Source organism: Altererythrobacter sp. CAU 1778, from assembly GCF_054482795.1.
The window spans coordinates 78,730-91,574 of the sequence record NZ_JBTLRP010000003.1 but is presented as its reverse complement, the minus strand read 5'-3'; the positions used below and the strand labels follow the sequence as shown (position 1 = coordinate 91,574).

Annotated in this window: 11 protein-coding genes; 6 read left to right on the top strand and 5 right to left on the bottom strand. The window is 64.7% G+C overall.

The window, feature by feature from the left end:
• Positions 1–40: 40 nt before the first annotated feature.
• From ACXYN8_RS11880 to ACXYN8_RS11865, 4 genes are all read right to left on the bottom strand, one after another.
• Positions 41–325 (bottom strand): VirB3 family type IV secretion system protein, encoded by a 285-nt coding sequence (locus ACXYN8_RS11880; protein WP_458889673.1) that lies wholly within the window; start codon positions 323–325, stop codon positions 41–43.
• A gap of 1 nt (position 326) precedes the next feature.
• A complete protein-coding gene (locus tag ACXYN8_RS11875) occupies positions 327–632 on the bottom strand; it encodes a TrbC/VirB2 family protein (protein WP_458889672.1) in 306 nt (101 codons plus the stop codon).
• Positions 629–1,276, bottom strand: coding sequence for a lytic transglycosylase domain-containing protein (locus ACXYN8_RS11870; RefSeq protein ID WP_458889671.1), 648 nt, complete (start codon positions 1,274–1,276; stop codon positions 629–631). The genes ACXYN8_RS11875 and ACXYN8_RS11870 overlap by 4 nt, the downstream gene beginning before the upstream one ends.
• 160 nt (positions 1,277–1,436) lie before the next feature.
• Positions 1,437–1,796 carry a tetratricopeptide repeat protein gene (locus tag ACXYN8_RS11865; protein ID WP_458889670.1) on the bottom strand — a complete coding sequence of 120 codons (360 nt, stop codon included), beginning with the start codon at positions 1,794–1,796 and terminating at the stop codon, positions 1,437–1,439.
• A 269-nt stretch (positions 1,797–2,065) separates the two neighbouring features.
• Here ACXYN8_RS11865 and ACXYN8_RS11860 point away from each other — a divergent pair, with 269 nt between their 5' ends.
• Entirely contained in the window at positions 2,066–3,649 is a 1,584-nt protein-coding gene (locus ACXYN8_RS11860) for a hypothetical protein (RefSeq protein WP_458889669.1), read from the top strand.
• 117 nt (positions 3,650–3,766) lie between these two features.
• On the top strand, positions 3,767–6,448 hold the full coding sequence (locus tag ACXYN8_RS11855) for a TonB-dependent receptor domain-containing protein (protein WP_458889668.1): 2,682 nt from the start codon (positions 3,767–3,769) through the stop codon (positions 6,446–6,448).
• A gap of 68 nt (positions 6,449–6,516) precedes the next feature.
• Here the strand turns inward: ACXYN8_RS11855 and ACXYN8_RS11850 are convergent, their stop codons facing one another.
• A complete protein-coding gene (locus tag ACXYN8_RS11850) occupies positions 6,517–7,194 on the bottom strand; it encodes a response regulator transcription factor (RefSeq protein WP_458889667.1) in 678 nt (225 codons plus the stop codon).
• Between the two features lie 202 nt (positions 7,195–7,396).
• On the opposite strand from ACXYN8_RS11850, the gene ACXYN8_RS11845 reads away from it, so the two are divergent.
• The 4 genes from ACXYN8_RS11845 to ACXYN8_RS11830 are packed head-to-tail and all read left to right on the top strand — an operon-like array spanning position 7,397 to position 12,833.
• Positions 7,397–9,712, top strand: coding sequence for a glycosyltransferase family 4 protein (locus ACXYN8_RS11845; RefSeq protein WP_458889666.1), 2,316 nt, complete (start codon positions 7,397–7,399; stop codon positions 9,710–9,712).
• Complete coding sequence (locus ACXYN8_RS11840; protein ID WP_458889665.1) at positions 9,669–10,976, top strand: glycoside hydrolase family 130 protein; 1,308 nt, start codon at positions 9,669–9,671, stop codon at positions 10,974–10,976. The genes ACXYN8_RS11845 and ACXYN8_RS11840 overlap by 44 nt, the downstream gene beginning before the upstream one ends.
• Before the next feature lie 19 nt (positions 10,977–10,995).
• A complete protein-coding gene (locus ACXYN8_RS11835; protein WP_458889664.1) occupies positions 10,996–12,027 on the top strand; it encodes a mannose-1-phosphate guanylyltransferase in 1,032 nt (343 codons plus the stop codon).
• Positions 12,024–12,833: a class I mannose-6-phosphate isomerase gene (locus tag ACXYN8_RS11830; protein ID WP_458889663.1), complete on the top strand. Its 810-nt coding sequence runs from the start codon at positions 12,024–12,026 to the stop codon at positions 12,831–12,833. The genes ACXYN8_RS11835 and ACXYN8_RS11830 overlap by 4 nt, the downstream gene beginning before the upstream one ends.
• The last annotated feature ends 12 nt before the right edge of the window (positions 12,834–12,845 follow it).

Here is a 12,845-nt window from a genome sequence, read left to right as displayed (position 1 = left end):
GCGGCCCTCCCGAGGCCCGGTTTGTGCGTCAGCGCCGCGCTCAGGCAGCGTAGCTGTTGCAGCCCCAGTGCTTCCAGTTGGGCACGCGGGGACATTTGCTGACCTTGGCCAGCCAGAGGTCGAAGATGCGCGGTTCGCGCAGGCAGGCGAAATAGCCGATGGCGTGGACCACCAGCGGGATCGGCAGGATCCACAGGCTCTTGAAGATCAGGAACGCCTCGGTCGTCACCAGCGCGTTGATGATGAAATAATTGAACGTGACGCCCGCGAACATCTGCGGCCGGGTAAGCGCGCGGTGGACCGGGTGGCGGGCCAGCTCGCTCACCTCACGCGCCTCCGGCGGCGGCCTGAATGCCCGACACGATCGAAGCTGCGCCGAACAGGATGAAGCAGCCGACGATCACCGTCGCCCCGAAACGCCAGTTCATCCGGCCCGTCAGCATCATGAAGCCAACTGCAGCCACCGCCATTACGGCGACAGCCGTGGCGACATTGCCCAGCATCGTTCCCTGCATCCAGCCGAGCGCGGCCACGATCGGGCCCGACCCCTGCGGATCGGCGCTTTGCGCGAAAGCGGCGGTGGGGGCGAACATCGCGGCAAATGCGATGGCCGAGCGGATCAGCGATGTCATTGGTAGGAACTCCGGGAGTGGTTGGAGAGACGGCCCATGATGGCCGCAACGTAATTCTGGGTTTCGCGGATGCGGGGGATGCCGCCGGCGCGCTGCACGCGACCGGGACCGGCATTGTAAGCTGCCAGCGCCTTCTCGATGTCGCCGCCGAACCGGTCGAGCTGTTCGCGCAGGTAACGCGCCCCGCCTTCGAGGTTCTGGCGCGGATCGTTCGCATCGACGCCGAGGTCGCGCGCCGTGCCCGGCATCAACTGGGCAAGCCCGCGTGCGCCGACCGGCGAGACGGCGTTGGTGCGCCAACGGCTCTCCTGCCACACCAGCGCCTCGATCAGCGCAGGGCTGATGTCAAAGCGGCGGGCAAGCATGATGACATCTTCGCGGAACGGTTCGGGCAGCTTGGCGCGGTGGCGTTCCGGATCGGCAATTGCCTCGTCCGGCGTGTGCACATCCTGAGGAACTTCGCCGGCAGGCTGGGTCGGCGTCTGCGGTTCGGTGGAAGGCGCACTTGCCTTCGCGAGCGCGATCCATGCCGAGCTTTCGCCGTTCACCTCCATCACGTCCGCGCAGGCAGGCACAGCCGCCAGGGCAAATGCCCCGGCCAGCGTCGCCGTTACAGCGCGTGGGAGAATCGTCCGTCCGTCCATGCCCGGCCTTTTGTGGGCGGGAAATGACATCTGCGTGACAGAAATGGGATTTTGCCGAGCGGTCGCGAAAAGCTGCGAAGCCGGGGCAAAAATGTGCCCGGCGATCCGCGAGGATGCCGGGCGCAAGGGTAAGGCCGGAATGGACCTTATGTCATGATGGTCACTTCATCGCCCAGGCGCGCGAGCTCTCGAGGCGGGCGAGGCCGGTGCGGGCAAGATTGCGCGAATCGACCCAGCTGCCGTCGGCCATTTCAAGTCGTGCGCGCTCGCCGCTGCGGATCGCCGCGACATAGGCTTCGCGCGCATCCTCCAGCTGGCCGACCTCGATATAGGCGGCAGCAAGATTGATCAGGAGCGCAGGGTCTTCGGGCGCGTCGGCGCGCAGCGTTTCGAGGTGACGGACGGCGGCAAGCGCCTTCCCGTCGCTGAGCTGCAAGAAGCCGGCATCGGCGCTTTCGATTTCAGGTGCGGTGGCGGGGGTCTGCGCGCTGAGCGCGGCAGCCAGAAGAGTTGCAATCATCCGTGTTCTCCCATTTTCGTTATCGCCAGATTGCGCCGTGTTTCTCACCAATGCAACAAAACCGTAACATTGTCACAAAACTGAAACATTGGCGCGGCCAGCATTATATAAGTCGCAGTGCGAACGTCACATCTGTCACATCGCGCACTTAATCATCACACGGAAATAAAACGGCTTTCCTGCAAGAAAACTGTCACGTCGCGGTCCTAGCTGGCGATTCGAGCCAAGCATTCAGCTCGACAGACTTCAGTGTTCAGGGGATCGACACCGTGACCAATCTTTCGCGTATTCTTGTAATCACTTGCAGCACGCTGGCGCTTGCCGCCTGCGGCGGCGAGGAGATCGTTTCGCCCGGTACCGGCGGCAATGTCGTCATCAACAATCCGGCGCCCACGCCCGCGCCGACACCGACGCCGACGCCGACCACCACGGCAACTGCCGCAGCCGACTGCCCGTTCATTGCCGATCCGCAAGGCCTGACCGATCGCGGCACCATCAGCGGCCCGACCGGCAGCTACCGCCTGTGCCAGCTGCCCGCGCGCTTCAACCGCAACTCGACGCTCTCTTTCAGCAGCGCCAATGCCGCAGTGATCTACCTGATCGACGGCCAGGTCGATGTCGGTACCGACGGTGGTCCCGCAGCCGACGCTTCGGACGGTCTCAGCGATACCAACGTCACGCTGACGATCGACCCGGGCGTGACCCTGGTCGGCCTCGACGGATCCTATCTGAACGTCAATCGCGGCAACAAGATCATGGCCGACGGCACCGCCGCGCGCCCGATCATCTTCACCAGCCAGCAGAACGTGCGCGGAGAGAATACCGATACGTCGAGCGGCGACTGGGGCGGCCTGATCCTCAACGGCCGCGCGCCGGTGACGGATTGCCTGTCCTCCACGGCAACTCCGGGTACGGTGGCGTGCGAGCGTGAAGTCGAAGGCACCACCACTCCGCCTCGCTACGGCGGTAATGTCCGCAACGACAGCTCGGGCAGCGTCAGCTTCGTCCAGCTGCGCTATTCGGGCACCGTGCTCGCCAATGGCGACGAGCTTCAGGCACTGACCACCGGCGGGGTCGGCTCGGGCACGAAGTTCGAGAACATCATGTCGTTCAACAGCGCAGATGACGGCGCCGAGTTCTTCGGCGGCGAAGTCAACATCAAGGGCCTCGTGGTCGTTGGCGCGGAAGACGATTCGCTCGACACCGACACCGGTGTGCAGGCCAATCTGCAGTATGTCGTCGCCGTCCAGCGCGCCAACACGGGTGACACCATCCTCGAAGGTGATTCGAACAATTCGCTGACCGACAACACGCCGCGGGCGCGCACCAACATCGTCAACGCGACGTTGATCGGCAGTTCGGGCGTGCTCGACCAGGTTCTGCGCTTGCGCGGCGAAGCGGACTTCAGCTTCGCCAACACCGTGATCGTCGACCGCACCGATGCAACGCCCTGCGTCCGCATCGACCTGCCCGGCACGCTCGCCGCGGCGGGCAGCCAGGCCGACGAAGCCGGTCCGCCGTCGTTCGATTCGGTCGTGCTCGACTGCGCCACCAACTTCCGCGACGGGTCCGACGGCGTGACCGCAGCCCAGACGGAAGCGGCCTTCGATGCCGGCACCAACAATTCGAAGAGCTTCACCAACACGCTGCAGATGAATTACATCAACGGCGCCAACGAAGATGCCGTAACGGCCTTCGCTGCCAGGGGCATCAACGCCTTCTTCGAAAATGCCGGCCACATCGGCGCGGCGCAGGCGGGCGACACCCGCTTCGAAGGCTGGACCTGCGATTCGGTGACGGTGACCTTCGGCAACAACACCGGCCTTTGCACATCGCTGCCGGTTTACGCCTGATCTGACGCACGGGACGGGGCGCGGCGGCTAGGGATGCTGCCGCGCCTCGCCTTCACCATGCAGCGGCGCCCAAGGCGCGCGCCGCTCTTTGACGAAATTCCAGGGGGATCACCCGCCATGTCCATCGGGACAAAATTCACCACCGCGCTGCTGCTGGGCACGGCGCTCGCATTCCCCGTGTCGGCCTTCGGGCAGGATGCTCCCACGAGTTCCGACGTCGCCTCCGAACTCGCGACCGAAGACGAGCAGCCGCAGGACGTTATCGAAGGCGATGTCGCAGAGCCCGACGTGTCGATCCCCGGCGGTGCGATCATCGTCACCGGCCGCCGCATCCGCGACGTGCAGCGCAGCTCCAGCCAGGTCGTCAGCGTGCTGTCGAGCGAAGATATCGCGCGCACGGGCGAAGGCGACATTGCCGGCGCCCTCGGCCGCGTCACTGGCCTTTCGGTCGTCGGCAACGGCAGCGTCTATGTTCGCGGCCTCGGCGATCGCTACTCGCTCGCGCTGCTGAACGGCCTTCCGCTGCCCAGCCCGCAACCGCTGAGCCGCGTCGTCCCGCTCGACATCTTCCCGACCAACGTCGTCGCATCCTCGCTGGTGCAGAAGACCTACTCGGCCAATTTCCCCGGCGAATTCGGCGGCGGCGTCATCAATCTGACCACCCGCGCTGTGCCGGACGAAAGCTTCGTCAAGATCAGCGCCGGCGTCAGCGGCGACACCGAGACGACCTTCCAGGACAGCCTGTTCTATTACGGTTCCGACTACGACTGGTTCGGCTTCGACGACGGCACGCGCAGCGTGCCGCCCGCGTTGCAGGCGTTCTTCGACAGCGGCCTGCGTATCGGCGATCCCGCTGTCGACCAGCAGGAAATCGTCAAGCAGCTTGGCAATCCGAACCTCGTCGTTCTCCAGAAGGTGGAGGAGACCCGCCCCAATCTTTCCGGCGGCATCACTGCGGGCACCTCGATCGACATCGGGGACAGCGGCGTCCTCGGCATCATCGCCACCGCTTCGCTCAGCAACAGCATGCGGACCAAGGTCGTTACCGCGCAGAACCCGTTCTCGACCGACCTTCAGCTCGATCGCGATTCGCGCAATTTCGTGACCGACAACCGCATTCTTGCCAATGGCATGCTCGGCTTCGGCCTGGAGGTGGGCGACCACAAGTTCCGCTGGACCAACCTGTTCATTCGCGACACGCTGAAGCAGGCAGGGCTCGGCTTTACCGAACAGTTGCTCGATGGCGACAGCCTGCTGACGCAGGACACCGCGTGGTTCGAACGCCAGCTGTTCGACACGCAGCTGGTGGGCGAGCTGGAGTTCGGCGACATCTCGCTCGATTTCCGCGGCGGCTATGCGCAGACGCAGCGCAATGCGCCCTACGAATACGAGTTCGTCTACGTTCGCACCAACAACCCGAACGACGCGACCGGCGACATCTACATCAACGTGCTCAACCGCCAGCAGGGCAGCGGCTCGGTAGCGTTCTCGGAACTGACGGAAGACCTCTATTACGGCGGTCTCGACTTCAGCTTCCCGGTTGCCGACTGGGCAAGCGCGACGCTGGGCTACGCCTACACGCTGACCGACCGCTTTTCCGAACGGCGGCAGTTCCTGATCGATGGCGACAACATCCCGTCCGGTGTCGGCGCCCTGCGGCCCGACCTGCTGCTCGGCGATGCGTTGATCGACTATTTCGACATCGGCCTCAGCGAACCCACCCAGACCGACCCGGCCTTCGCCGCCGATCTGGAAATCATGGCCTATTACGCGAAGATAGTGGCGGAGCCGGTGGTAGGCCTGAACCTCGATCTCGGCGTGCGCTACGAAGATGCGGTGCAATCGGTGGAAACGGTCGCGCGGTTCGACCAGCCGTTCGTCTCGCTGGCTTCGACCGACATTCGCAACGACTACTTCCTGCCGGGCGCGACGCTCACCTGGGAAGTCACCGACAGCCTGCAGGCGCGGCTGGCCGCGTCCAAGACCATCGCGCGTCCGCAGTTCCGCGAACTGATCTTCCAGCCGTTCACGGACCCGGAGAACCAGCGCCAGTACATCGGCAACCCCTCGCTCGGCGATACGGAACTGATCAATGCCGAGGCGCGGCTGGAATACTACATGGGCGGCGGAAGCCGACTGTCGGTGGCGGGCTTCTACAAGGATTTGGACAGCCCGATCGAACCCTATGTCTCGATCGGCGCCGACACCAGCTACACCACGCGGTTTGCCAATGCGCCGGGCGCGCAGCTTTACGGCGCCGAAGTGGAACTGCAGTACAATCAGGACCTCATCGGCCTTGGCGGGATGTTCCAGACCAAGCAGGCTATCCTGCTGGCGAACTACACCTACACCCAGTCGGAACTGCAGGTCTCGGCCGGCGACGTAACGCGCATCTTCACCGCTGGCGTCGGTCCGATCGACACCGCGGCAGAGCTGTTCTTCAACGATGGCGAGCCGCTGACCGGCCAGTCCGACCATCTCGTCAACCTCCAGTTCGGGATCGAGGATACGGAGAAGCTGCAGCAGCTTACCTTCCTCGTGAACTATGCCAGCGAGCGTGTGACCCGGCGTGGCACGGCAGGCCTTCCCGACATCGTCGAGAACCCCGGCCTGACGGTCGACATCGTTGCCCGGACCGAGCTCAACCTGTTCGCCCAGCCGTTCGAAGTGAAGGTGGAGGCCCGCAACATCTTCGGGCGTGACAACTTCGAGTACCAGAGCACCGGCGAGAACCGCATCGAGGTGAACACCTACGACGTGGGCACCAAGTTCAGCCTGTCGGTTTCGACCGAGTTCTGAGGCGACGGAAAACGAAAAGGGCGGCCGGGCCATGTGCCGGGCCGCCCTTTTGCTGTCTGGTCGAAATCTCAGTCGAGAATGTCGAGCACGTAGCCCTTGCGGTGAACTGTCCGCAGCGCACCTTGCGCGCCGACCTGCTTGAGCCCCTGCCGCAGGCGCTTCATCCAGACGTCGACCGTGCGCAGGTAACCGGGGTCGCCTTCCTTTCCGAGCGCCTCGATAAGCTCGTTTCGCGAGAGCACGCGGTTCGGGTTCTCGGCCATGTAGCGCAAGAGCCGGAATTCGTTGGGGCGCAGCGGGATGGGCTGCCCGTCCCAGCGCGCCTGTTCCGCCGCGAGATCGATGTGCATCCGCCCCAGTTCGAGATTGCGGAAGCTGGAGCGCGTGCTCCGCCCGCCTTGCAGCGCCATGACCCGGTCGAGCATGATGCGCCGGTCGATCGGCCCGACGACATAGGCATCGGCGCCGGCGTTCAGCGCGCGCTTGCGATCGTCGAAATCGTCATGGTCGAGCACCATCGTGATGTGGGCATTCTCGGTCCGTTCATCGGCGCGGAGCCGGCGACACATCTCGAGCCCCGAGAACTCGTCCATGATCCAGTCGACGAAAATCCATAGCTCTCCCTCGACCAGCTTCTTTAGCCCCTGCGGCCCGAGCCGGCTGAAGGAGAAAATCTGGTTGTCGTGGACGAAATCGGGATGCTCGTCGCCATCCGGTGCGGTGCAAAGAATATTCACTCGAATCATCACCCAAACCCAGTTGCAATGCGGGAATTGGCGCAGCGATGTGACGCGAATGTTACGCGGCGCGCGCAAACTTGCATTTCGGAAAAGATGGCAACCGGTCGGACCTGCGACAGGCCATGCAACTTTTATTGTGCAGTGCAGCGGAACGCAAAGCGTGGTATCTGGTTGTGAGTCGGTGGGCGAAACGAAAGGTCCGGACAGCATGGCATTCGACGGCAAGCAGGCACATCTTCCCGGCGACCGGGGCGCTGTCTTGCAGATGTCTTCGGCCTGGCACCGCACCACATTGTCGCTGGTCGGCAATTATCCTCCCCGCCAATGCGGCATCGCGACGTTTACTGCGGACGTGGTCCGCACGCTGAGCGAATACCAGCCCGATATCACGCCAGAGGTCTGGTCGCTGGAAGATGCGCCGGACGTCCCCGTGGATGGCGTGACCGGCACGATCACACGGCAGGACCCGGCAAGCTACGCCGCGGCCGCGCGGGCCTTGAATGCCTCGCCGACGGACGTCGTCTGGCTGCAACACGAATTCGGAATCTTCGGCGGTCCGGACGGAGAGATGGTCTGCGATTTCGTTGACCAGATCGCGGCGCCGCTGCTGGTGACGTTCCACACCGTGCTGGAGCATCCGTCGGACAATCAGCGCCGCATCATGGACCATCTGGTATCGCGCGCCTCGCGCGTGATGGTCATGTCCCACGCCTCGCGCGAGCGGCTGATTGCCAGCCACGGCGCGCCGGCGGAACTCGTGCAGGTCATCGAACATGGCGCGCCCGACCGTCCGTTCGGGCGGGAGGCGGAGTTCAAGGCCGCGCGCGGCCTCGGCGACCGTCCGGTGCTCACGACCTTCGGCCTGCTCGGTCCCGGCAAGGGGCTGGAGAACGTGATCGACGCGCTCCCGCGCATTCGTGCCGCCAACCCCGACGCACTCTATCGCATCGTTGGCGCGACCCACCCGAACCTCGTCGCACAACATGGCGAAAGCTATCGTGATGGCCTGAAGGCCCAAGCCGAACGGCTGGGCGTTGCCGACATGATCGAGTGGGACGACCGCTTCGTCGATACGCCCGAACTCCTCGACCAGCTCGAAGCTTGCGACATCTATCTGACGCCGTATCCGGGGATGCAGCAATCGACCAGCGGCACGCTCAGCTACGCCGTTGCCCTCGGCAAGGCGGTGGTCTCGACCCCCTATGTTCACGCGCGCGAATTGCTGGCCGACGGGGTCGGTCGCCTGGTGCCGCCGAACGATCCCGGCGCCATCGCTACGGCAGTGTGCGACCTTCTGTCCGATTCGACAGCGCTCACGGCTCAGAAGCGCCGGGCATGGCAGCGCGGTCGCGTAACGATCTGGCCGCGCTTTGCAGAGGCGGTCGCCCACATGGTTCGCAATACCGCCGCGCGCTGCATTTCACGCGGAGCGGTGCGCCCGCCGTCCTTCACCGCGGTGGCGCGAATGAGCGATTCGACCGGCATGTACCAGCACGCGATCGGCGTGGTGCCGGACCGGAACCACGGATATTGCCTCGACGATAACGTGCGCGCACTCATGCTCGCCAATGTCGCCGTCCTGCCGGAGAAGGAGCGGACCGCCTACGCGCTGACCTGCGCCGCCTTCATCCAGCACGCCTGGAACGCCGATGCTGGCGGTTTCCGCAACTTCATGCGCTTCGACCGGAGCTGGTGCGAAGACCTCGGCTCCGAAGATTCCAACGGCCGCACGCTCTGGGCGCTGGGTCGCACGATGCACGACAACAGCGACCCCGACCTGCGCGACTGGGCGGAAAAGCTCTTCGATCAGGCCTTGCCCGCGTGCGAGCGGATCGACAGTCCGCGCGCGCTCGCGTTCATCACGCTGGGCGCCGTCGCTTCGCTGGAGGCGCGACCGGGGCACGAACCGTCGCTGGCCGCTGTCAGGCGTGGCGCCGCAGTGCTCGCCAACCTGCTGGAAGCAAGCCGGCGGCCCGACTGGTTCTGGTTCGAAGCCGTGCTAGCCTATGACAATCCGCGCATGTCGCAGGCCCTCATCGAGGCAGGTCGGATTTGCGGGAATGCCCAGTGGACCGAACTCGGTCTGGAGACATTGCGCTGGATCTGTGAACGTCAGACCGGTCCGGGCGGGCGCTTCCGTCCGATCGGTTCCGAAGGCTTCGGTCTGCGCCACGAACAGCGTCCGTTCGACCAGCAGCCGTTGGAAGCGCAGGCGATGCTCGACGCGTGCGCCGCCGCTGCGCGCGTGGATAACGGTGCCCAGTGGTCGCGCTATGGGCTTTCCGCCTGGAACTGGTTCTTCGGCGCGAACGATCGCGGCGTCGTGCTGGCCGACCCGGCGACCGGCCTGTGTCGCGACGGCATCAACCCGCGCGGTGCCAATCTGAATTGCGGTGCAGAAAGTATTCTGGCGTTTCAACTGGGCTATCATTCCATGCTAGCGCTGCTCCCCGACACCACGCAGGAATCGGGAATAGCGCTTGAGCCATCCATCATCGAACGACAGCCCATTGCAAATCCATGATTTGCGGCTGCACGCCGATCCGTCCCGCGTCGTCCTGCGTCCCTTCCACCTTGGCTGGCAGGCGAAGAATGCAGAGGGCAGTCGCGCCATGCGGCTGGTCGAGAACGTTGCGGAGCTGAGCGAAGCTGAGGTCGAGCGCGAATACCGCAAGGTGCTCGCCGACTTCAGCGAGCGGCACTGGCAGACCGAAAACATGTTCGCAGAACGCTGGGACGAGGTCGAACATTCGCTCGACCTGCAGTCCCGCGATTTCACGCCGATGCGCGAGAAGCTGATCGGGGCGTATTTTTGTCACGAATACACCTACGCCGCCGCGGCGCTGATGAACCCGTCCATCGTGCCGCATCCCGACCAGAGCGGTTGCAGCGAAGGGTCGGTCCGTTTCGTCATGTCGCTACGCGCGGTGGGCGAAGGGCACATCAGCTCGATCGTCTTTCGCGAAGGCATTGCCTATGGTGACGGCAGCTTCGACCTCTGGCCGCAGAGCGCCTTCGGCACCTCGGTCGAACTCGACGATGCCAGCCTGTCGGACAGAGACAGCGCGGTCATGGTCCATCGCCACGTTGATACCAGCCTGTCGAACACGGTCATCTTCCCGATCACCGAGCAGCAGCGCAACGGGCTCGAAGACCTCCGCCTCGTCCGTTTCGATCATGGCGACGGGGATTTCGAATGGATCGGCACCTACACTGCCTATTCAGGGTCCTCCATCCGGTCGGAACTGCTGCGAACGCGCGATTTTCGCCGCTTCCTGCTCGAACCGATCGACGGGCGCGCCGGCCGGAACAAGGGCATGGCACTGTTTCCGGAGAAAGTCGGCGGAACCTACGCCATGATCGGCCGGCAGGACGGCAAGAACCTCTATTTCCTGCGCAGCAACCGGATCGATCGCTGGGACGACGAAGGCGTGCTGATGATGGAGCCGCGCTTCCCGTGGGAATTCATCCAGATCGGCAATTGCGGCAGTCCGATCAAGACGAAGCATGGCTGGCTGCTGTTCACCCACGGCGTCGGCGCCATGCGGAAATATGCGCTTGGCTGCGCGCTGCTCGACCTCGACGATCCTTCCAAATTGATCGCCCGGACGGCGCAGCCGGTGCTGACGGCAGAGGATGCCGACCGCTCCGGCTACGTGCCCAATGTCGTCTATACCTGCGGCGCGATGCGGGTCGGGGAACAATTGCTGATCCCCTACGGTATCTCAGACAGCTCCGTCGGATTTGCCAGCGTCGGCATCGACGCGCTGGTCGCGACGATGAGCTGAGGCAAAGGGAAAGCGTGCTATGTCCCGATTGATTACCCCTGTGGTTCTTTGCGGCGGGAGCGGCACGCGCCTCTGGCCGCGCAGCCGGCGGGACCGGCCCAAGCCATTCCTGCCACTGCTGGGCGACCGGACGCTGTTCCAACAAACGCTCGACCGTTGCGCGGACACCGCACGCTTTGGCGCCCCGGTGGTGGTCGCGGGCGCGGCGCACATGGATTTCATTTCCGATCAGGCAGGCGATGACGCGACCGTGATCGTGGAACCTGCCGCACGCAACACCGCGCCGGCGATCGCCCTTGCCGCCGCTGCATTGCCACCGGACGCGATCATGCTTGTCTGCCCGAGCGACCATCACATCGCTGACCCCTGCGCCTTTGCCGAGGCGGCAGCGCAGGCGGCGGAACTTGCCGCACGCGACCACATGGTGGCGTTCGGAATAGCGGCCGTGCGGCCGGAGACAGGCTACGGCTACATCCGCCGGGGCGAGGCGATCGAAGGCGGTCACGCGGTCGATCGTTTCGTGGAAAAGCCTGACCGCGAAACGGCACAAGGGTTCCTCTCCGACGGGGGATACGACTGGAACGGCGGCATCTTTGCCTTCCGTGCGGGCGCTTTTCTCGACGAGCTTGAACGCCACCGTCCCGACATGGCGAAACTTGCGCGCGAAGCCGTCGCGCGTGGTTCGCGAAGCGGCAACGCGCTTCACCCCGATGCGGATGCCTTCGCGCAGATCGAAGGGGAATCGGTCGACTACGCCGTGATGGAAAACACCGACCGCGCAGCCGTGGTCAGTGCCGACATGGGCTGGTCCGACGTCGGCAACTGGGAAGCGATGCGCGATGCCCGCCAGGGCGATGCCGATGGCAATCGTGTCTCCGGCCCCGCGGAACTGGTCGATTGCCGCAACGTGCTGGTCGAAACCGATGGCCCACACGTTTCGGTGATCGGGCTGGAAGACGTGATGATCGTCGTCGATGGCGACCGCATCCTCGTCACCACGGCGCAGGGCGCTGCGCGGGTGGGCAAGTTGGAAGGAGCAAGCCAGCAATGACCGCCTGCCGCATCCTCGATACAATCACGGTCGAAAAACCTTGGGGCCGGGACAGCTTGCCAGCGCCCTTCACGGGCACCGGCGAGGGACGCATCGGCGAAATCTGGTTCGACCCGCCGCCGGAAATGCCCGACGTGCTCGTCAAATACCTCTTCACCAGCGAAAAGCTGTCGGTGCAGGTGCACCCGTCGGACGCGCAGGCGCCTGAGGGATCGCGCGGCAAGGAAGAGTGCTGGCTGGTGCTGGATGCTGAACCCGACGCGCGCCTGGCGGTCGGTTTCAAGCAAGGCATCTCGCCCGAGGCGATGCGCGCCGCCGCACTCGATGGCAGTATCGAGGACCTTCTCGAATGGCACCCGGTCGCGCGCGGCGACTTCTTCTATCTTTCCGCCGGGACGGTCCATGCCATCGGGGCAGGTCTCTCGATCCTCGAAATCCAGCAGAACTCCGACATCACCTATCGGCTGTTCGATTACGGCCGCCCGCGCGAACTGCACCTCGACGAAGCAATCGCCGTCGCGAAGGGGGAGCCTTATCCCGATAGCGCCAAGCGGCGGTTCGATTTCGACCGCACCAGCGAGGTGGTCGGCGGCAGGCATTTCCGCGTCGACATCGTGACCGGACCGGACGCGGCGGCGCAGACCGGCGGCGCGATCTCCGGGCCCGTCATGGTCCTGCCACTCGAAGGCGCGCCTGCCTGCGACGGGCAGACGATAGCTGCCGGCCAGGCGGTGCTGCTGTCCGATCTGGCGGGCTTGCAGACGCGGGACGGCGACACGGTGGTGCTGGCCAGCCGCGGCAATTAACGCTTCGCAGTT